This is a genomic window from Rhodovulum sp. BSW8 (assembly GCF_003314725.1).
In the GTDB taxonomy this organism is placed as follows: domain Bacteria; phylum Pseudomonadota; class Alphaproteobacteria; order Rhodobacterales; family Rhodobacteraceae; genus Rhodovulum; species Rhodovulum visakhapatnamense.
Genome location: NZ_QNVX01000003.1, coordinates 1 through 19,356, shown reverse-complemented (window position 1 = coordinate 19,356; position 19,356 = coordinate 1). Strand labels below are relative to the sequence as shown.

Here is a 19,356-nt window from a genome sequence, read left to right as displayed (position 1 = left end):
CGGACAATCTTAAGTTTCCGGGAAAACGGTTCGCAGTCTTCCGGCAATGCCGTGCTATCTGGCCGGTGAGATGACCATGACAAAGATTCCCTCTGCCTCGGACGCCGCGCCCGCCTCCCGTCGCCTCCGCGACGCCCTGCTGATGGGCGGCCTTCTGAGTCTGGTGCTGGCCAGCCTTGCCGGTCTGGCTGCGGCCACGGGCTGGGACCAGACCATGGGCCAGCTTGCACGGCTTGGCTGGATGCAGGGGGCAGCCCTGCTGGCCCTGTCGCTGGCCAACTACCTGCTGCGGTCGCTGCGCTGGAACCTGTTCGGCCGCCGGGTCGGCCTGCCGCCGGGACTCTGGCGCGACATCCGCCATTATCTGGGCGGGTTTCTGATGATCGCGACGCCCGGGCGGCTGGGCGAGCTGGTGCGCATGCGCTGGATCCGGCGCGAGACCGGGCTGCCGCTGGACCGCTCGGCCCCTCTTTTCGTGATGGACCGGGCCGCCGATCTGGTGGCGATGGCGCTGATCCTCTGCGCGGCACTGGCGCTGTCCTCGGGCCATATCGCCGGGGCGATTCCGGTGGCCGCGCTGGCGCTGGGGGCGGCGGCGGCCGCGACCCACGGGCGGCTGATGGCGGCGCTGGTGACCCGCGGCTACCGGATCGTCGGCCGCTGGCCCCGGCTGTTCGGGCGGCTGCGCGGCATGGCGCGGACGCTGGGCCAGTTCACCGACGCCCGGGTCCTTGCGGCCTCGATCCTGCTGGGGTCCCTTGGCTGGATGGCCGAGGGCTATGCCTTTCACCTGTTGCTGGTCTGGCTCGGAGCCGATATCGGGCTCTGGAAGGCCGTCGGGATCTTCGTCTTTGCCACGCTGGCGGGCGGGTTGACCGGCGCGCCGGGCGGTCTGGGCGGTGCCGAGGCTGCGATGATTGCGCTTCTTGCGCTCGAGGGACTGCCGCTGGAGACTTCGGTCGCGGCCACGGCGGTGATCCGGGTGACCACGCTGTGGTTTGCGATCGGGATCGGCGCACTGGTCTTTCCGGTGGCGGAACGGATGTCGAAAAGGACGGCTGATGCAGTGGAAGACCGCTGACTATGCGGGATGGGGCCGGGCCCTTCGGGCCAGGGGGCGGATCGCCCGGCCAGAGCGGGTTTCGGCCCTAAGGGACGCGCTGGCCGAAGGCGGTCCCGCGATCGGCAATCGCCGGTCCTATGGCGACGGCGCGCTGAACGCCGACGGCGCCGCGGTGCAGATGACGCGGATCGACCGGATTCTGGCCTTCGCCCCCGAGACGGGCGTGATCGAGGTCGAGGCCGGCGCCACCATCGGCGCGCTGCTGAAGCTGCTGGCGCCGCAAGGCTGGATGCCCGCGGTGATGCCCGGCACCGGCCTGGCCACCATCGGCGGCTGCATCGCCAATGACGTCCACGGCAAGAACCATCATGGGGCAGGCAGCTTCGGGCAACATGTGCTGGCGGTGACGCTGATGACGCAGACGGGCCCGCGCGAGGTGAGCCCGGCCTCCGATCCCGCACTGTTCCGCGCCACGATGGGCGGTCAGGGCCAGACCGGCGCCATCCTTTCGGCGCGGCTGAAACTGATGGCGATCCCGGGCCAGCGGATGAAGGTGGTGGAAACCCGGATGCGGGATTTCGACAGCTTCATCGCCGCGCTCGACGCGTCCGAGGCCGACTTCACGGTGGGCTGGATCGACGCGACGGCGAAACGCAAGCGGCTTGGGCGCGGCATTCTCGAAGAGGGCACGCTGGTCGAGGGCACCCGCCCCGGCCCCGAGCGCAGGCCGAAGCCCGTGCCCTTCGACGCGCCGCGGGCGCTTTTGTCCTGGCCGGTGGTGAAGATCTTCAACCGCTGGTACGGATCGGGCGTGCCCGATAGCGGGCGCAAGCGGACCCGGGCGCTGGACGAATTCTTCTTCCCGCTCGACGCGCTGACCGACTGGAACCGGCTGTACGGCAAGCGCGGCTTTCACCAGTTCCAATGCGTGGTGCCTGCCGACCGGGCGCCCGCGCTGAAGGAGATCCTGACCACCATCGCGCGGGGCGGCGTCGCCTCGCCGCTGGCGGTCCTGAAACGGATGGGGCCGGGCCGCGCCGGGCATCTGTCCTTCCCGATGGACGGCTACACGCTGGCCGTCGACCTGCCCGCCCGCGCCAGGGTGCCAGCGCTTTACGCGCGGCTCGAGGAACAGGTGATTGCCGCGGGCGGCCGCATCTATCTGGCCAAGGACGCCCTGGCGCGGCCCGAAAGCATGGCCGCGATGTATCCCGAACTGGAGGCCTGGCGCGCCGAGGCGGCAAAGGCCGACCCCGAGCGGCGTCTCGCCACCGATCTGGTGCGGCGGCTGAAACTGAGGAGCGCGTGATGGCAGAGACCTGGATCGTTCTCGGGGCCTCGTCCTCGATGGCGCGGGCGCTGGTGCGCCGGTTGGCTGCGCGCGGCGACGGGCTGATCCTTGCCGGGCGCGACCTGGCGGACCTCGAACGCGACGCGGCCGACGCGCGCGTCCGGGGCGCGGCCTTCGCCGAGGTCGTCCGCTTCGACGCGCGCGAGCCCGCCTGCGTGGCACCGATCCTTGCCCGCGCCAAGGCCTGCGAGGGCACGGTCTCGGCCGCGGTCTTCGTCGGCTCGATGCCGCCCCAGGCCGAGATCGACGCCGATCCCGGCCTGATCGAGGGCGTCGTCACCGACAGCTTCACCGGCCCGGCCCGGCTGTTGCAGGGGCTGGCCCCGATCATCGAGGCCCGGGGGGCTGGCACCGTCATCGGCGTGGGCTCGGTTGCGGGCGACCGCGGGCGGATCGGCAACTATGTCTACGGCGCGGCCAAGGCGGCCTTTGCCACCTATCTGTCGGGGCTGCGCAACCGGCTGGGCCGCGCGGGCGGGCATGTGCTGACGGTCAAGCCCGGCTTTACCGATACCGCGATGACCTGGGGGATCGAGGGGATGTTCCTCGTGGCCTCGCCCGACAAGGTGGCCACGGACATCCTGAGCGCGCTCGAAAAGCAGCGCAACGTGATCTACACGCCGTTTTTCTGGATGGGGATCATGGGCATCATCCGGCTGATCCCGGAACGGGTCTTCAAGAAGCTTTCGGTCTGAGACCGGCGCCGTCCGGCCCTGTCCGATGCCGGGGCCGGGCGGCTCAGAAGCCGAACCAGCGCTGCCAGAGCCCGGCGCTGTAGAACATGAAGGACAGCGCGAAGAAGATCAGCCCCAGCCCCGCCCGGTCGCGGAGCGCAAAGACGATGGGGTCGTAATCCTGCTGTCCGCGATAGCCGAGCCAGACCATCCGCACCAGCCAGACCGCCAGCGGAAGGGCCGCCGCCCAAAGCAGCCAGCGGGTCTGATAAAGCGCCTCGGCCTGCGCAGAAAAGCTGTAGGCGACGAAGACCACCAGCGCCCCCACCACGCCGATCCCCGCCATGTTCAGCAAATCGCCCCGGTCGCCCCGGCCATAGCCCCGGCCGGGCAGGCGCTCGTCGGTCTCGGCCCGGGCCAGTTCGGTCATCCGCTTGACGCAGCCCAGCGTCACGAAGACCGGAAAGACGAAGACCAGCATCAGGAAGGACGCCTCGCCTCCGCCGGCCGTTGCCCCCGCCACCACGCGGATCGTGTAAAGCGCGGCCAGCGTCGCGATATCGACCCAGCGCATCCGCTTGAGCCGCAGCGAATAGGCCAGCGACAGCGCCATATAGAGAAGAACCACGGCCAGGAAGGACGGCCCCAGCGCCGCGCCGACCCCGAGGGCCATCAGCGCCAGTACCGCGCCCGCCGCCATGCCCGCGCCGATGGGCACCTTGCCGCAGGCAAAGGGGCGGCGGCATTTGGTTTCGTGCAGCCGGTCGGCCTCGAGGTCGAGCAGGTCGTTGACGATATAGATGCAGGACGCGGCAGCCGAGAAGGCCAGGATGCCCAGAAGCACCAGCGCCAGCGTTTCGGGCCGGAAATCATGCGCGGCCAGCGCGGGCAACAGCAGCAGCACGTTCTTGACCCATTGATGCGGCCGGAGCGCCCGGCCGAGGTCGCGCAGCTTCCAGCCCGCCGGGATCTCTTCGACCGGATGGCCCGCCGCCGACAGTTCGGCCGCCAGCCGGTGCTGCCGCCCCAGCAGCAACGCCCGGTCGGCCTCGCGCCAGACGGGGCGGTCGGCGGCCCTGGCGCCGGCATAGTCGAAACCGCGACGCCCGAACCGTTCGGCCAGCGCCCGCGCCTTGGCGGCCCCCTCGGGCGGGGCTGCCCCCTCTGCGCCGGCGCCCTCTTCGACAAATCCGTAATGCCCCGCCAGCGCCGCGACGAGCCCCGGATCGGCCCCGCCTGCCAGCACCACCGGCCGCCCGGCCTCGCAGGCCTCAAGCGCGCGGGTCGCCATCTCGGGGCGAAGCGGCAAGAGATCGACCCGGGGCGGAGCGATCCGCGCCAGCTCGCGGCAAAGCCCGGCCCGGTCGCGAAGATGCATGGCCGTCGCCCTGAGCGTCTTCAGCGGCGCCCGGCCGAGCCCGTTCCAGAAGCATTCAAGCCCGAGATCGGTCTTCAGAAAGGTCCCGTCGACGTCGAGGACCAGCGGTTTCTGGCGTTGCATCCTATCCCCTGCCCTTGGCCCGGAACACGCAGCCGTCGCTGATCAGCTCGGGCGGGGTCCGGCACAGCCCCCGGGCCACCGCCCAGGCTGCCAGCACTTTCGGCACATAATCGCGCGTTTCCGGATAGGGCGGAACGCCGCCATGGGCGCGCACCGCCCCCTCTCCGGCATTATAGGCGGCCAGCACCAGCACCGGATCGCCGCCGAACTCGCCCATCAGCCAGTCGAGATAGGCCACGCCGCCGCGGATATTGGCGACGGGATCGGCGGCATCGACTACGCCGAAGCGCCGGGCCGTGGCGGGCATCAGCTGCATCAGACCCAGCGCCCCTTTCGGGCTGAGCGCCCGGCCGCGCCCGCCGCTTTCGACCCCGATCACCGCCAGCGCCAGCGCGGGCGAGACCCGGGTGCCGACCGTGGCCGACAGGATCGCGCGACCATGGGTCTCGGCGATGTCCTGCAAAAGCTGCAGCCGGGGCGCGCGCGCCGCTTCGCCGGGCGGCGCCTCGCCCAGTGCCACCAGCGCGGGCGCCAGCCGCCCCGGCCGGCTGTCGCTCAACGCGGGCGACACCCGCGACCAGAACCAGGCCGGACCCGGGTCCGCTGCATTGCCGGCGGGCGGCTCGGCGGCAGCGTCGGGGCTGCGGGCCAGCGGAGCGGCCGACGGGCTCAGTGCTGCCGGCACCACGGTCGCGCGCGGCTCGATCTGAACGGTGATGCGTCTTGACGCACCCGGGGCGGGCGGTTTGACCCTTCGAAAGGTGAACTCCGGCCAGGGCGGCGGCTCGGCCCGCACCGGTCCGGGCACCGCGCTGGTCAGAACCAGCCCGGCCAGAACCAGACCTTCCAGATGACGCCGCATGTTCTGCCCTGCCCGACCTTGCGGTTCTTTGCGGTTCCGCTTTGCGGCAGGGGTCTGACGGACCCGTCCGGCGTGCGGAGAGTTTTCGAGGCAATTGTTATTGCATTTTCGATCAATTCCCAAGGTTTCGATGGTCTTTTTCCGCTTGGGCGGAAATTGCCAAGGCCCAGCCCAACTCTTGCCCGATTCCGGTGGCCCTATGGCGCGGTCGAAGCGGTTGCGGCCCCGTTGGTGGGGGTCCGGCCCTTCACCCAAGGGCATTTGAACTGAGCGAGCATCCTACTGGAGGGACCCCCATGAAACTCTTCAAACTCTTCAAGACCTTCGCCAAGGACGAGTCCGGCGCCGTCACCGTCGACTGGGTCGTGCTGACCGCCGCCATCGTCGGCCTCGGCATCGCCGTTCTGGGCACGGTGCGCGGCGGCGTGAACGGCCTCGGCTCCGAGATTGCATCCTCGCTGTCGGCCGGGTCGGTCGCGGACCTGTCGAACCTCGGCTGGGGCAGCGAAACCACCACGTCCGAATAGTGCGAAATCTGCACCTCACGTCAGCAAGGCCGCTCCTCCGCGAGCGGCCTTTCCTGCTGTGCCGGCCGTGCGCCGTTTGCGAACCACTGGGCGATCCCTTCGATCTTTAACCGAATATCCACCGGCCCCCGTCAGGATCCCCCGGAGATGGCCGCATTCCCGTGGCAAATCCGGCAAATCGAAGGGCATTCCGCGGCCAACGCACGGTCCGCGGGGCGGCGACGAAAGGACATGCCATGCGCCTGATCTTCGGACTGGTCCTTCTGCTGGGGCTCGGTCTGGCAGGGTTCGCGGTCTATATGGCTCAGGGCTATTTCGACCAGACCAAACGCGAACTGGCCGCGGCCCGCGCCGCCCAGTCTCAGCAGGTTGCGCTGGAACCTGTGGTCGTCGCCAAGGAACCGCTGCGTTATGGCCAGCAGGTCACGCTGGACAACCTGCGCCCGGTGCTCTGGCCTAAGGACTCGATGCCCGAAGGCGTGTTCCAGACCAAGGAAGAGCTGTTTCCCGAAGGCCAGCCGCAATTCCGTACCGTCCTGCGCGCGATGGAGGCGGGCGAACCGCTCCTGCGGGTCAAGGTCACCGATCCCGGCGCCGATGCCGGCATCACCTCGCGCCTGACCAGAGGCATGCGGGCCTTCGCGATCCGGGTGGATGTCAGTTCTGGCGTCTCGGGCTTCCTGCGGCCGGGCGACAGGGTCGATGTCTACTGGACCGGCGAAAGCCAGTCGAAACAGGTGACCAAGCTGATCGACACCGGCATCCGCCTGATCGCCATCGACCAGATCGCCGACGAGGACACCACGCGGCCCGTCATCGCGCGCACCGTCACGGTCGAAGCCTCGCCGCAACAGGTCGCCTCGCTGGCCCAGGCACAGTCGAGCGGGCGGTTGTCGCTGTCGCTGGTCGGCGCCAACGACGATGTGGTGGCCGAGGCGGTCGAGGTCGATCAAAAGGCGTTGCTGGGCATCGAGGACGCCCCCGAAGTCGCCCCCGAACAAAAGCGGATCTGCACAATTCGAACCCGCCGCGGGTCGGAAGTGGTCGAGATCGAAATCCCCTGCACGAACTGACCCCATTCGCCAAACCGGCCGCAGACAGCCGTTCCGCCCTTCGGCCGACATGATCGGAACGGGAGGCCGGGGCCAAGGACAAAGCGGCCGGATACAACCATGGACTGCATCCCCGAAGCGAGCCAACAGAGGCGATTGTTGCGAGATACCCACAGGCCGCCCCAGGCCGACGCGCAATGATTGCAAATTTAAGGGCCTTGCCGCATCCTGACCGCCAAAAGGGGCGAAAGACCCCTCCTAAGCCGTGATCGGAAAGGCAGGGTCACATGAGATTTCGGACGATCCTCGCGGCCGGACTGTTGGGTCTTGCCGCGATTCCGGCCCTGCCGCCGGAGGCCGGAGCGCAGACCCTGCGGACGCTGGAGGGCCTGGCGACCGGCAAGCTCACGATCCCGATGAACCGCGCGGTGGTGGTCGAAAGCGATCAGGTCTTTGCCGAATTGTCGATTTCGAACCCGCAGATCGCCGATATCTCGACCCTCTCCGACCGCACAATCTATGTGCTGGGCAAGTCGCTCGGGCGCACCACGCTGACGCTCCTGGGGCCCGACGGCACGCTGATCACCAATGTCGAGGTCCAGGTGACCCCCGACATGAGCGAACTCAAGGAACGGCTGCGCGAGGTGCTGCCGGGCGAACCCATCGAGGTGCGCGCGGCCAATGACGGGCTGGTGCTGTCGGGCACGGTCAGCTCGAAGACGGTGATCGACCGGGCGCTCGATCTGGCCTCGCGCTATGCGCCGGAACGGATCTCGAACCTGCTGAATGTCGGCGGCACCCAGCAGGTGATGCTGAAGGTCCGGTTCTCGGAAATGAACCGGTCCGTGTCGAAAAGCCTCGGCACCAGCCTCGGGGTCGCGGGCCTGACCAATGGCGGCGACCTGGGCTTTGCGGGCGGCACCAACACCATTACCGAGGGCACCAACCTCGGCGATCTTTTCGACGGCGATCCGTCGACCACGCCGGCCCGGTCGCGCGGCAGCAATGGCGTGTTCTCGATCGGCATCGGCGCTGGCGATCTGCAATTCGCGGTGCTGCTGGAAGCGCTTGAAACCAAGGGCTTCGTCCGAACCCTGGCCGAACCGAACCTGACCGCCCTGTCGGGCCAGGCGGCCAGCTTTCTTGCGGGCGGGGAATATCCGATCCCGGTGGTCGGCGGCGATGGCGACGTGACGGTCGAGTTCAAGCCCTTCGGGATTTCGCTGAACTTCATCCCCAATGTGGTGGGCAACAATATCAACCTCGAGATGAACGCCCAGGTCAGCAGTATCGACCCCTCCGTGACCTTCAACAACAACGGCATCATCATCAGCGGGTTCTCGACCCGCTCGACCTCGACCACGGTCGAGTTGCATGACGGCGAAAGCTTCGCGGTCGCAGGCCTCTTGCAGGACGACTTCGCGAGCCTCAAGGGCCAGGTGCCGTGGCTCGGCGACGTGCCGATCCTGGGCGCGCTCTTCCGCAGTTCCGAATACCAGCGCGACCAGAGCGAACTGGTGATCATCGTCACCGCGCATCTTGTCTCGCCCACGCGCGGCGAGGCGCTGGCCCTGCCGACCGACCGCGTGGCCCCGCCAAGCGAGCGCGACCTTTTTCTGCACGGTCGGCTTTCCTCACCGCGCACCCCGCGCTCGGGCGCCGCGGGCGAGGTCGCACGGCAGGATTTCGGCGGCTCCTACGGCTATGTGATGGAGTAGGCCCATGCGTGCCCGCCTTGCCTTCGTGACCCTGAGCGCCGCGCTGGCGCTGACCGCCTGCAGCCCCCGCCAGATTGCCGATTTCAACCGGCCCGCGGGCGATACGCTGGACGATGGCAGCTTTGGCAACGCCACGATGACCAACCAGATGGTGATGACCTCCGACCGGGCGATGGCGATCGACATGACCCGCCGCTTCGCCGCCGAGGTGCCCAGCACCATCACCTTCGCCTTCAACAGCGCAGCGCTCGACGCCACTGCGCAGGCCGCGCTCGACCGGCAGGCGGCCTGGATCCTGCGCTATCCCTTCGTGGTCTTCCGGGTCTACGGCCATGCCGACAAGGTCGGCAGCGCGCCTTACAACAAGGCGCTGGGGATGCGGCGGGCACAGGCGGCGGTGGCCTATATGGTGGCGCGCGGCGTCCCGCGCGCGCGGCTGCAGGCCGTGGTCTCCTATGGCGAGACCCGGCCGCTGGTCCATACCGAGGGGCCCGAGCGGCAGAACCGCCGCACCGTGACCGAGGTCGCGGCCTTCCTGCGCCCGCGCCCGATGACGATCGATGGCAAGTACATGGCGCGCAGCTACCGGGCCTATCTCGACAGCGCGCAGCCCAAGCCCACGCTTCAACCCGCAGACGTCGCCGCGCCGGACTAGTTCCCGGACTAATTCCCGGACCAACTCCCGCACTAACTCCCGCGCGGTGACCAGCCGCGCTTGGGACGCGGATCGAAGGTTTTTCGAACAATTCCGCACCTCGGGCCGTAATGTTGCCCAAGTTGTTCTTCACGCTCGGCCCATGGACCGACGTGCGGGCGCGAAGTGAGTCGTGCGCGAACGGGGCAGGCGCGGCCGGCCGCCCGCCCTGTCCGGTCTGCGTGGAAGGATTTGGGAACGATGACGAGCATGCCAGCGTCGATACCCGACCAGGCCCCGATCCGGGCCTGCACGGTGTCTCGGGACATCCAGAATTTCGATCTTCTGATCGAGGACATGGAAGCCGAGCTTGGCGGCGGCTGGGGCGATATTGCCTTCGACGAGGCGCGCGGCTTTTTCGACCAGCCCGAGGCGCAGGACATCGAGTTCATCGCGGTCGCGGTCGACGACGCGGACGAGGCCGACATCGCGGCCATCGGCGAGATCGTCCGCGCCGCCAAGCAGCGCGGGCTGAACGTGCTGGTCATCGCCGAAGAGCTGAGCCCGATCGCACTGCACCAGCTGATGCGGATGGGGGCCGACGATTTCGTCCCCTACCCGCTGCCCGAGGGGGCGCTGCACGAGGCCATCGTCCGGTTGCGCCAGGCCCCCGCCGCGGCCTTCGCGCCCCCCGCCCCCGCGGATCCCGCCGCGCCCAAGCTGTCGCGCTCGAACCGGGACGGCGTGGTGCTGTCGGTGCAGGGCCTGGCAGGCGGGGTCGGGGCCTCGACCTTCGCGGTCAACCTTGCCTGGGAACTGGCGCTTGCGGCGCGCAAGTCGGGCGGCCGGGTCTGCCTGCTGGATCTCGATCTGCAATTCGGCTCGGCCGCGACCTATCTGGACCTTCCGCGCAAGGACGCGGTCTTCGAACTCTTGTCCGATATCGGCGCGATGGACGGCGACAGTTTCCTCCAGGCGCTGCAAAGCTACCGGAGCGATCTGCATGTGCTGACCGCGCCCTCCGACATCCTGCCGCTCGACATCATCGGGCCGCCCGAGGTGAACGCGCTGATCGACATGGCACGCTCGCAGTTCGAATTCGTGGTCATCGACATGCCGAAGACCCTGGTCAACTGGACCGAGACGGTGATCACCCAGTCGCATCTTTATTTCTCGCTGCTGGAACTCGACATGCGCTCGGCCCAGAACGCGCTGCGCGTGATCCGGGTGCTGAAATCCGAAGGCCTTCCGCGCGAACGGGTGCGCTATGCGCTGAACCGGGCGCCGAAATTCACCGACCTGTCGGGTCGCGGGCGGGTCCGCAGACTGGCCGACAGCCTCGATATCGACATCGAGATCCAGCTTCCCGACGGTGGCAAGGCGATCACCGAGGCGGGCGATCACGGCCTGACCCTCGCCGAGACCGCGGCCAAGTCGCCGCTCCGCCGCGAAATCCAGAAGCTCGCGGCGTCGCTTTACGATCTCGGCACGGCCGCGGCCACTGCGGCACAGTAAAGGGGCTACGAATGTTCTCGCGCTACAGAAAGCCCGAGCCCGGCACCGTCCAGCCCGCCACGCCTCCCGAGCCCCGGCCCGAGGCGCCGCCGCCGCCCGCCGCGTCCCTGCCTCCGGCCTTGCCCGCCCAGCCCGCGCCCAGCGAAAAGGACCGCAAGCGCAAGGAACGCCTGGGCGAGCTGAAATCCGAACTGCACAAACAGCTTCTGGAAAGCCTGAACCTCGCCGCGCTGGAACATGCCGAGGAAAAGGAGCTGCGCGCCGAGATCCAGGCCATCGCCTCCGAGGCGCTCGAGGAAATGGGCGTCGTCCTGAACAAGGACGACCGCACCCAACTCTATCAGGAGTTGTTCGACGAGGTGACCGGGCTCGGCCCGCTGGAGCCGCTTTTGAAGGACGAAAGCGTCAACGACATCCTTGTGAACGGCCCCAAGCAGATCTTCGTCGAACGCGCGGGCAAGCTGCAACTGACCGACATCGCCTTTCGCGACGAAAAGCACCTGCTCAGGATCATCGACAAGATCGTCTCGGCGGTGGGGCGGCGGGTCGATGAATCGAACCCCTATGTCGATGCGCGTCTGGCCGACGGCTCGCGTTTCAACGCTATGGTGCCGCCCATCGCCGTCGATGGCAGCCTGGTCTCGATCCGGAAGTTCAAGAAGGACAAGCTTGGCATCGACGATCTGGTCACGTTCGGCGCCTTCACCGAAGAGATGGCCGCCTATCTGCAGGCGGCGGTCGCGACCCGGCTGAATATCATCGTCTCGGGCGGCACCGGGTCGGGCAAGACCACGACGCTGAACGCGCTGTCATCCTTCATCGACAATTCCGAACGGATCCTGACCATCGAGGACACCGCCGAGCTGCAGCTGCAGCAGACCCATGTCGGCCGGATGGAAAGCCGCCCCCCGAATGTCGAGGGCAAGGGCGCGATCAGCCAGCGCGACTGTCTGAAGAACGCGCTTCGGATGCGGCCTGACCGCATCATCGTCGGCGAGACCCGCGGCGACGAGGTGATCGACATGCTGCAGGCGATGAATACCGGCCATGACGGGTCGATGACCACGATCCACGCCAACAACGCCCGCGATGCGGTCAGCCGTCTGGAAAACATGATCGCCATGGCCGGGATCGAGATGCCGCTGAAGGCGGTGCGCGCCCAGATCGCCTCGGCCGTCAACCTGATCGTGCAGGCCAGCCGCCTGCAGGACGGCTCGCGCCGCATGGTCTCGATCACCGAGGTGACCGGGATGGAGGGCGAGGTGATCTCGATGCAGGAGGTGTTCCGCTACGAACGGATGGGCCTCGATTCGAGCGGCAAGATCATCGGCCGCTTTACCGCGACGGGCGTGCGCAGCGCCTTCTCGGAGCGGTTCCGGCAGTGGGGCTACGACCTGCCCGCCAGCATCTTCGAACCTGCCCGGGGGAAATAGCCCATGCAAATCGGCGCGGAACCCCTGATCTACGGATTGATCTTCCTCTCGGTGCTGGCGCTGGTCGAGGGGCTTTATCTGACCGTCTTCGGCAAGTCGATCAGCCTGAACGCCCGGGTCAACCGGCGGCTCGAGATGCTGGAAAAGGGCGTCGACCGGGAAAAGGTCCTGGAACAGCTCCGCAAGGAGATGACCCAGCACATGCGGGCCCGCGGCATCCCGCTTTACTCGATTCTGGCCGAGCGGGCGCAGAAGGCCAATATCGCCTTCACGCCGGTGCAGCTGATCGGGATCATGGTGGTGCTGTCGGGCGTGGCCTTTCTGGGTCTGACGCTGGGCACCGGGGCCGTGCTTCCGGTGCGCGTGCTGGCCTCGATCGGGATCGGCGTCGGCGGGGTCTATACCTGGGTCAACGGCAAGGCCAAGAAGCGGCTCGGCCTGATCGAGGAACAGCTGCCCGACGCGGTCGAGCTGATGGTGCGCTCGCTGCGCGTGGGCCATCCCTTCATCTCGGCCATCAACATCGTCGCCAAGGAGGTGCCCGACCCGCTGGGATCGGAATTCGGCGTGATCGCGGACGAAGCCGCCTATGGCCGCGATGTCAGCGAGGCGCTGAAGGATCTGGCCGAACGGGTCGACATGCAGGATTTGCGCTTTCTCGCGGTCGCGGTGACGATCCAGCAGCAATCGGGTGGCAACCTGGCCGAGGTGCTGGCGGGTCTCGCCGCGGTGATCCGCTCGCGCTTCAAGCTCTTCCGCCGCGTCAAGGCGATCACCGCCGAGGCGAAATGGTCAGGCATGTTCCTGTCGGGCTTCCCGATCGCCGCGATCCTGATGATCTCGGTGCTGAAGCCCGACTATTACGACGATGTCAAGGAAACCGCCGCCTTCATCCCGGCCGCCATCGCCGTCGCCGTGTTTCTCGTCGTGAACGTGATCTTCATGCGCATCATGGTCAACATCAAGGTCTGAGGGCAGCGCCATGGAGTTCGTCGCTTACGTCACCGGCTGGATCACCGATCGCTTCGGTCCGCTCGCGCCGCTGATCGCAGTGGGTCTGCTGGGCGTGGGGCTGATCGCGCTGTCGCTGCCGGTCTTCCTCAAGCGCCGGGTCGACCCTCTCGAAAAGCTCAAGCGTCAGGTCCGCGAGGCCGAGGCCGCCACCGTCCGCGACCAGCAGGCGCCCCTGCGCCAGGTGTCGCGCGCCGACAAGCTCGACCGCTTCTCGACTTTCCTCGAACCCCAGGACGAAAAAGAACTCTCGGCCGCGCGGCTGAAGCTGCTGCGCGCGGGCTACCGGTCGAAATCGGCGGTGCGGGTGTTCCACTTCGCGCAATTCACGCTGGGGATTCTCTTTCTGGCAGGCGGTCTGGTCTATTCGGTCCTGCTGAACGCGGGCGGCGAGGTCGATACGACAAAGATCGCCCTGTCGGTGATCGTACCGGGCGCCATCGGGTACTACCTGCCGAAATACTGGGTCGAACGCCGGGTGCAGACCCGCCAGGAAGAAATCGTCAACGGCTTCCCCGACAGTCTCGACATGATGCTGGTCTGCGTCGAGGCCGGGCAATCGCTCGACCAGTCGATCCTCCGGGTCGCGCGCGAGATGCGGGCGGGCTTTCCCGATCTGGCCTCGGAATACGAAATCGTCTCGAACGAGATGAAGGCCGGCAAGGACCGGGTGCAGGTGCTGCGCGACATGTCCGAACGCTGCGGCGTCACCGACATTTCATCCTTCGTCACGGTGCTGATCCAGTCGGCGACTTTCGGCACCTCGATCGCCGAGGCGCTGCGGGTCTTCTCGGCCGAAATGCGTGACAAGCGCGTCATGCGCGCCGAGGAAAAGGCGAACAAGTTGCCGACCAAGCTGACTTTGGGCACGATGATGTTCACGGTTCCGCCGTTGCTCATCATCCTGATCGGCCCATCGGTCTATGCGATCTACGACACGCTCAACAACGCCAAGTTCTGACCTTCTGCGCTGTTGCGGGCTGGCGCTCGCCCTGATCTGCGCGGGCTGCGCCCCCTCGGACCGGCTCTCGCCCGCCTATCGGGGCCTGCCCGCCCCGCCCGGTGCCCCGCATCTTGACGAGGCGGTCGACGGTCTTGTCGTCGGCCACCGCCTGATGGCCGCGGGCGAATACGAACTGGCGCTGAAGGCCTATTACCGCGCCGCGGCAAAGCAGGGACTGACCGCCGATGTCCTGTCGGCGATCGGGTCGGCCAATCTGAGGCTTGGGCGGCTCGGTCAGGCCGAAACCCAGCTGCGCCAAGCCATTGCCGAGGACGAACGCTTCGTGCCCGCCTGGAACAATCTGGGCGTCGTGCTGATGGAAAAGGGCGAGGTGGGCGAAGCGCGTCGGGTGTTCGAGACCGCCTTCGCGCTCGACAGCGGCGGCTCTGACGACATTCGCCGCAATTTGCGGCTCGCTATCGCTAAAACCGAAAATCGCGACTATGATTCCGCCCTGAACGAAGGGAACAACTTCGATCTGGTGCGGCGCGGCGAGGGCAGATACCTGCTTCTGGCCACGCCCTGAGGACAGAGCAGCCGAAAGGACGCCGCGATGCGCCATCCCGTTCTGGCCCCGATCTGCGCCGCCCTGGCGCTGTCGGTCGCGGCCTGCCAGAAACCCGGCGATACCGATGTCGACCGCGCGGTGCAGGACGTGCTGGCGAGCGATGAAAGCAGCCTCAACGACATCATGATGACGGTGGCCGATCCCGACGAGGCGATCCGCTATTTCCGGCGGCTTCTGGACGAAGATCCCGACAAGCTGGCCGCCAGGCGCGGGCTGGCGCAGTCGCTGATCCGGGCCAAGCGCCCGGCCGAGGCCGTCGCCGCCTGGGCCGAGGTGGTGCGCCATCCCGAGGCTGGAAACGCGGACCGGGTGAATTACGCCGATGCGCTGATCCGCGTCGGCGACTGGGGCAAGGCCGAGGCCGAACTCGACAGGATCCCGCCCACCTTCGAGACCTATCAGCGCTACCGGCTCGAGGCGATGGTGGCCGACAGCAACCGCGAATGGGCCAAGGCCGACAGTTTCTACGAGACCGCCGCCGGGCTGACCACCAAACCCGCCGGGGTCTACAACAACTGGGGTTATTCCAAGCTGACGCGGGGCGATTACCGGGGGGCAGAGCGGCTTTTCGTCGATGCCCTGACCTATGACCCCAAGTTGTTTACCGCCAAGAACAATCTGGTTCTCGCCCGGGGCGCGCAGCGCAAATACGACCTGCCGGTGATCGAGATGACCCAGACCGAGCGGGCGCAGCTTTACCACACGCTCGCCCTGACCGCGATCAAGCAGGGCGACGTGGCCATCGGCAAGGGCCTGCTGGAAGAAGCCATCGAGACCCATCCCCAGCATTTCGAGGCCGCGGTCCAGGCCCTGCGCGCGCTCGAAGCGCACGGCTAGGCCGGGCCGATGACCGAGGCGCTCTGGTTTCTGCCCGTCGCGACGCCGATCGCGCTTTGGGCCGCGCTCAGCGACCTGCGGACCATGACCATTCCGAACCGCGCGGTGCTGGCGCTGGTCGCGGTCTATGCGCTGATCGGGCTCGCGCTGCTGCCGCTGGACGCCTGGACCTGGCGCTGGCTGCATCTGGCGGTGGTGCTGACGCTCGGTTTCGGGCTGAACCAGATCGGCGCGGTGGGCGCGGGCGATGCCAAGTTCGCCGCCGCGATGGCCCCCCTCGTTGCGCCGGGCGATATCGGCGCCTTTCTCTTTCTGCTGGCCGCCGCGATCCCGGTGGCCTTCGCCGCGCATCGTCTGGCCCGGCGGATCCCTGGGCTGCGACGCGCCCTGCCCGGCTGGGCTTCGTGGGAGGCGCGCGATTTTCCCATGGGGCTGGCGCTTGGCCCGGCCTTGATCCTTTATCTGGCGCTGGCGGCGGGCGGCGCGATGCCCAGCACGATGTAATCGCGGGTCCGGCGCAGCTCGGTCAGCTCGTAACCGCCCGCCTCGACCGCCGCGAGGATGCCGCGCCGCGCGTCGATATTGCCAACGCATTGCGGCACCAGCAAAAGCTCGGCTCCCTCGATCCCGGGCAACCCGCCATAGTACCAGGGCGCCCCGCCGTCGAGCCGCCCCACCCCGCCAAACAGCCAATAGGCGCTCAGCACATCGGCGACAAAGGCCGGATGGCCCGCGAAACCCGTCGCCGCGAGGTCTTCCGAAATCGCGCGATACCAGGCCACAAGCCCGTTGGTGACGACACAGCCCTCAAGCTCGGTTCCACGAAAGACGGTGGGCTCGGGGCCGGGATCGACCAACCAATCGGGCGGGTCGAGATCGAGAGGGCGCTCAATTCGGGTCTCGACCCTGAGCGCGCGCGCGGCAGGCATCCAGAGGCCCTGATCGCCGGGCAAAAGCGCGACAGCCTCGCCCTCGGCCGCAGAGAAATTGCGGATGGGGCTTTCGAAGAGGGCAAGGAAGATGGGAGCGGCCAGCAGCAGCGCCGACCAGCCGACGGCCATCAGACCGGAGGGCTGCGGGGTGCCGGGCCGCCGCAGCGCGAGTGCCAGGATGCCCAGCAGAAACAGCCAGACCGGGGCGTTGCCATGGTTCTGGTAGGTCACATAGGCAAGGCCCGGCCCCGCCGCAAGCAACAGCAGCCCCTCCTGCCGCCAGCCGCCGCGCCGGGCCAGGATCACCGCGGCCAGGTAAAGCAGCGTGCCCGCCAGGGTCCGTGTCCCGCCGATCACCGTCAGAAACGGATCGCTGGGAAAGGGGCGCATGTCGGTGCGGGCAACTTCCAGAAGATCGGTCAGATAGGCGGGCCAGAGCCCGGGCCCGGCGACCAGCGTGAGCCCACCCCAGATCGCCAGCGCCGCCGCCAGCGCGGTCGCCAATGCGCGGCCGTCGCGGCGCAGCGCCAGTGCCAGAACGGCGACCGGTGCGCAGGCCAGCAGGTAGGTGGCCTTGATCAGCGCAAGCGCCGCAAGCCCCAGCCCCAGCGCAAGCCCATCGGCCAGTTGCTGCCCCGGGCGGGACCCGCGCGGCGGCAGGATGGCAATCGCGAGCACGATGAAGGCGATGGCCCAGCCCCAGCGGTTGTAATGCATCGAGAGCGAGATCCAGGGCTCCGGTCCCCCGGAGGCCAGTGCCACGGCCAGCCCCATGACGCCCGCCCCGAAGAGGCAGGCCCAGCCGCGGTCGAGCCGGCTGAGTCCGACCCAGAACGCACCGGGCAGCAGGACCGCGCCAACCAGCGCCTGCGCCCAGATCACGGCGAGCCCGAGCGGCAGCCCCAGGGCGGCCAGCGCCGCGATGGGGGCATAGGCCAAGACCCCCAGCGGCGTGACGAAATCGAGATGCGGCCATTCGCCGTCGACCTCGCGCCGGACGATGTCGGCCAGATGCAGCAGATCGCCCTCGTGATTGGAGATATGCAGACCGCCCTTGGCCAGCCCCAGCGCCGTGGCCAGCGCAAGGATCGCCGCCATCAGCCCCGCCAGAACCGCCGGGAACGATCCTTTCATCTGTCACCCTCCGACTTGCGGCCCCTTTCTGGCCGAGACGGCTGAACGAAAGGTTGCGATCCCCGCAATTGTCGCGAAAACCCGGCTCTTTGCCCCAGAATTGCCCGAAACACGGGGCAGTCTCGGCCCCGATACCGCAGTCAGCCCCGGACCCGCGATGAACATGCAAGCCTCGACGGTCTTCGGGCCGCCCGCCCCACGTGCGCTGGCCGAGATGCAGCTGCCGATGGTGATGATGCGCGACATCCTGCTGAAGACGGTCTTCCGCAAGAATGTCGATGTGGTGACCGAGATCGCCCGGGCGATCTGCCTGCCGGTGCCGGTCGCGCAAGAGCTTGTCGACCTCGCGCGCGGCCAGAAGCTGCTGGAGGCGACCGGGACGCTCCATGCCAATTCGGGCGGCGAGATGGGCTATCAGCTCACCGAGGCGGGCAAGGCGCGCGCGCTCGACGCGCTGACCCAGTCGGAGTATTACGGCGCGATGCCGGTGCCGCTGGAGGTCTATGCCGAACAGGTCAAGCGCCAGTCGATCCGCAACATCCAGATCACCCGCAGCCAGCTGACGGAGGCGATGGGCCATCTGATCCTGCCGGATTCGCTGCTCGACCATCTGGGTCCGGCGGTCAGCGCCGGTCGCTCGATCCTGATGTATGGCCCGCCCGGCAACGGGAAATCCTCTATCTCCAACGGCATACGCGATGCGCTTGGCGACCGGATCTATATTCCCCGGGCCATCGAATATGCCGGTCAAGTGATCACCGTCTACGACCCCATCGTGCATACCGCCGCCGAGGAACAGGAAGACGACCCGACTGCGCTGCGCCGGTCCGCAGGCCGCACCGACACGCGCTATGTGCTGTGCCGCCGCCCCACCGTCATCACCGGGGGCGAGCTGTCGTTGTCGATGCTCGATCTCGTCTACAATCCGACCGCGCGCACCTATCAGGCGCCGCTGCAGCTGAAGGCCACCGGCGGCGTCTTCATCGTCGACGATCTCGGGCGCCAGGCAGACCCCCCGCAGGCGCTGATCAACCGCTGGATCGTGCCGCTGGAGGAAAGCCGCGACATTCTCGCGCTGCAATCGGGCGAGAAGTTCGAGGTGCCCTTCGACACGCTGGTGATCTTCTCGACCAACTTCCACCCGAACGAGATCTTCGACCGCGCCGCGCTGCGCCGGATCTTCTTCAAGATCAAGGTCGACGGGCCCTGCCAGGAGGATTTCCTGAAGATCTTCGCGCTGGTCGCCCGCAAGAAGAAGATGCCCATCGACGAAGACACGCTGATCTACCTGCTCAGGGAAAAATATCCGACCATCGACAATGCCTATGCCAATTATCAGCCGGTCTTCCTGATCGACCAGATGATCGCGATCTGCGACTTCGAGGGGATTCCCAGCCAGATGAGCCCGGAACTCATCGACCGCGCCTGGGCAAACATGTTTGTCCGCGAAGAAACCATCGTGCACTAGGTCGTGTTGACAAAAGGGATTCCGCTCGTGCGTAGGGTATGATTCAAGCTGGCATCTGCGATGGAGACCAGCT

General features: G+C 67.6%; 18 protein-coding genes. 15 read left to right on the top strand and 3 right to left on the bottom strand.

Annotated elements, in window-relative coordinates:
- The first annotated feature begins 76 nt into the window (after positions 1-76).
- The 3 genes from DSD19_RS00635 to DSD19_RS00625 are packed head-to-tail and all read left to right on the top strand — an operon-like array spanning position 77 to position 3,109.
- Positions 77-1,081, top strand: a complete 1,005-nt coding sequence (locus tag DSD19_RS00635) for a lysylphosphatidylglycerol synthase transmembrane domain-containing protein (RefSeq protein ID WP_113668255.1) — start codon at positions 77-79, stop codon at positions 1,079-1,081.
- Positions 1,062-2,372 (top strand): FAD-binding oxidoreductase, encoded by a 1,311-nt coding sequence (locus DSD19_RS00630; protein ID WP_113668176.1) that lies wholly within the window; start codon positions 1,062-1,064, stop codon positions 2,370-2,372. The genes DSD19_RS00635 and DSD19_RS00630 overlap by 20 nt, the downstream gene beginning before the upstream one ends.
- Positions 2,372-3,109: an SDR family NAD(P)-dependent oxidoreductase gene (locus DSD19_RS00625; protein WP_113668175.1), complete on the top strand. Its 738-nt coding sequence runs from the start codon at positions 2,372-2,374 to the stop codon at positions 3,107-3,109. Before DSD19_RS00630 ends, DSD19_RS00625 begins: the two co-directional genes overlap by 1 nt.
- Positions 3,110-3,152: 43 nt before the next feature.
- Here the strand turns inward: DSD19_RS00625 and DSD19_RS00620 are convergent, their stop codons facing one another.
- On the bottom strand, positions 3,153-4,589 hold the full coding sequence (locus DSD19_RS00620; RefSeq protein ID WP_113668174.1) for a UbiA family prenyltransferase: 1,437 nt from the start codon (positions 4,587-4,589) through the stop codon (positions 3,153-3,155).
- A gap of 1 nt (position 4,590) precedes the next feature.
- Positions 4,591-5,451 (bottom strand): lytic transglycosylase domain-containing protein, encoded by an 861-nt coding sequence (locus DSD19_RS00615; protein WP_113668173.1) that lies wholly within the window; start codon positions 5,449-5,451, stop codon positions 4,591-4,593.
- 296 nt (positions 5,452-5,747) lie between these two features.
- Between DSD19_RS00615 and DSD19_RS00610 the strand changes: the two genes are divergently transcribed.
- From DSD19_RS00610 to DSD19_RS00560, 11 genes are all read left to right on the top strand, one after another.
- On the top strand, positions 5,748-5,978 hold the full coding sequence (locus tag DSD19_RS00610) for a Flp family type IVb pilin (RefSeq protein WP_113668172.1): 231 nt from the start codon (positions 5,748-5,750) through the stop codon (positions 5,976-5,978).
- A 236-nt stretch (positions 5,979-6,214) separates the two neighbouring features.
- The gene (gene cpaB / locus DSD19_RS00605) at positions 6,215-7,051 is read left to right on the top strand and encodes a Flp pilus assembly protein CpaB (protein WP_113668171.1); all 837 of its coding nucleotides are present in this window, start codon (positions 6,215-6,217) and stop codon (positions 7,049-7,051) included.
- A gap of 266 nt (positions 7,052-7,317) precedes the next feature.
- A complete protein-coding gene (locus DSD19_RS00600; protein ID WP_113668170.1) occupies positions 7,318-8,748 on the top strand; it encodes a type II and III secretion system protein family protein in 1,431 nt (476 codons plus the stop codon).
- Positions 8,749-8,752: 4 nt separating this feature from the next.
- Positions 8,753-9,403, top strand: coding sequence for an OmpA family protein (locus DSD19_RS00595; protein WP_113668169.1), 651 nt, complete (start codon positions 8,753-8,755; stop codon positions 9,401-9,403).
- Positions 9,404-9,643: 240 nt separating this feature from the next.
- Positions 9,644-10,897 (top strand): AAA family ATPase, encoded by a 1,254-nt coding sequence (locus tag DSD19_RS00590; RefSeq protein ID WP_075786242.1) that lies wholly within the window; start codon positions 9,644-9,646, stop codon positions 10,895-10,897.
- Positions 10,898-10,908: 11 nt separating this feature from the next.
- Entirely contained in the window at positions 10,909-12,330 is a 1,422-nt protein-coding gene (locus DSD19_RS00585) for a CpaF family protein (RefSeq protein WP_113668168.1), read from the top strand.
- Between the two features lie 3 nt (positions 12,331-12,333).
- Positions 12,334-13,302: a type II secretion system F family protein gene (locus DSD19_RS00580; RefSeq protein WP_075786244.1), complete on the top strand. Its 969-nt coding sequence runs from the start codon at positions 12,334-12,336 to the stop codon at positions 13,300-13,302.
- Positions 13,303-13,312: 10 nt separating this feature from the next.
- Positions 13,313-14,302: a type II secretion system F family protein gene (locus tag DSD19_RS00575; protein WP_113668167.1), complete on the top strand. Its 990-nt coding sequence runs from the start codon at positions 13,313-13,315 to the stop codon at positions 14,300-14,302.
- Complete coding sequence (locus DSD19_RS00570) at positions 14,265-14,870, top strand: tetratricopeptide repeat protein (RefSeq protein ID WP_113668166.1); 606 nt, start codon at positions 14,265-14,267, stop codon at positions 14,868-14,870. The genes DSD19_RS00575 and DSD19_RS00570 overlap by 38 nt, the downstream gene beginning before the upstream one ends.
- Positions 14,871-14,897: 27 nt before the next feature.
- Positions 14,898-15,749 carry a lipopolysaccharide assembly protein LapB gene (locus tag DSD19_RS00565; RefSeq protein ID WP_113668165.1) on the top strand — a complete coding sequence of 284 codons (852 nt, stop codon included), beginning with the start codon at positions 14,898-14,900 and terminating at the stop codon, positions 15,747-15,749.
- 9 nt (positions 15,750-15,758) lie between these two features.
- Positions 15,759-16,253, top strand: coding sequence for a prepilin peptidase (locus tag DSD19_RS00560; RefSeq protein ID WP_113668164.1), 495 nt, complete (start codon positions 15,759-15,761; stop codon positions 16,251-16,253).
- Here DSD19_RS00560 and DSD19_RS00555 read toward each other — a convergent pair.
- Positions 16,208-17,815, bottom strand: a complete 1,608-nt coding sequence (locus tag DSD19_RS00555) for a hypothetical protein (RefSeq protein ID WP_113668163.1) — start codon at positions 17,813-17,815, stop codon at positions 16,208-16,210. The genes DSD19_RS00560 and DSD19_RS00555 overlap by 46 nt on opposite strands.
- Before the next feature lie 157 nt (positions 17,816-17,972).
- Here DSD19_RS00555 and DSD19_RS00550 point away from each other — a divergent pair, with 157 nt between their 5' ends.
- Entirely contained in the window at positions 17,973-19,283 is a 1,311-nt protein-coding gene (locus DSD19_RS00550; protein ID WP_113668162.1) for an ATPase, read from the top strand.
- The last annotated feature ends 73 nt before the right edge of the window (positions 19,284-19,356 follow it).

Coding starts and splice junctions, on each gene's coding strand:
- DSD19_RS00625 (WP_113668175.1), top strand. CDS start 2,372: ATGGCAGAGACCTGGATCGTTCTCGGGGCCTCGTCCTCGATGGCGCGG.
- cpaB (WP_113668171.1), top strand. CDS start 6,215: ATGCGCCTGATCTTCGGACTGGTCCTTCTGCTGGGGCTCGGTCTGGCA.
- DSD19_RS00580 (WP_075786244.1), top strand. CDS start 12,334: ATGCAAATCGGCGCGGAACCCCTGATCTACGGATTGATCTTCCTCTCG.
- DSD19_RS00635 (WP_113668255.1), top strand. CDS start 77: ATGACAAAGATTCCCTCTGCCTCGGACGCCGCGCCCGCCTCCCGTCGC.
- DSD19_RS00600 (WP_113668170.1), top strand. CDS start 7,318: ATGAGATTTCGGACGATCCTCGCGGCCGGACTGTTGGGTCTTGCCGCG.
- DSD19_RS00565 (WP_113668165.1), top strand. CDS start 14,898: ATGCGCCATCCCGTTCTGGCCCCGATCTGCGCCGCCCTGGCGCTGTCG.
- DSD19_RS00555 (WP_113668163.1), bottom strand. CDS start 17,815: ATGAAAGGATCGTTCCCGGCGGTTCTGGCGGGGCTGATGGCGGCGATC.
- DSD19_RS00560 (WP_113668164.1), top strand. CDS start 15,759: ATGACCGAGGCGCTCTGGTTTCTGCCCGTCGCGACGCCGATCGCGCTT.
- DSD19_RS00595 (WP_113668169.1), top strand. CDS start 8,753: ATGCGTGCCCGCCTTGCCTTCGTGACCCTGAGCGCCGCGCTGGCGCTG.
- DSD19_RS00585 (WP_113668168.1), top strand. CDS start 10,909: ATGTTCTCGCGCTACAGAAAGCCCGAGCCCGGCACCGTCCAGCCCGCC.
- DSD19_RS00590 (WP_075786242.1), top strand. CDS start 9,644: ATGACGAGCATGCCAGCGTCGATACCCGACCAGGCCCCGATCCGGGCC.
- DSD19_RS00570 (WP_113668166.1), top strand. CDS start 14,265: ATGCGATCTACGACACGCTCAACAACGCCAAGTTCTGACCTTCTGCGC.
- DSD19_RS00620 (WP_113668174.1), bottom strand. CDS start 4,589: ATGCAACGCCAGAAACCGCTGGTCCTCGACGTCGACGGGACCTTTCTG.
- DSD19_RS00610 (WP_113668172.1), top strand. CDS start 5,748: ATGAAACTCTTCAAACTCTTCAAGACCTTCGCCAAGGACGAGTCCGGC.
- DSD19_RS00630 (WP_113668176.1), top strand. CDS start 1,062: ATGCAGTGGAAGACCGCTGACTATGCGGGATGGGGCCGGGCCCTTCGG.
- DSD19_RS00615 (WP_113668173.1), bottom strand. CDS start 5,451: ATGCGGCGTCATCTGGAAGGTCTGGTTCTGGCCGGGCTGGTTCTGACC.
- DSD19_RS00550 (WP_113668162.1), top strand. CDS start 17,973: ATGAACATGCAAGCCTCGACGGTCTTCGGGCCGCCCGCCCCACGTGCG.
- DSD19_RS00575 (WP_113668167.1), top strand. CDS start 13,313: ATGGAGTTCGTCGCTTACGTCACCGGCTGGATCACCGATCGCTTCGGT.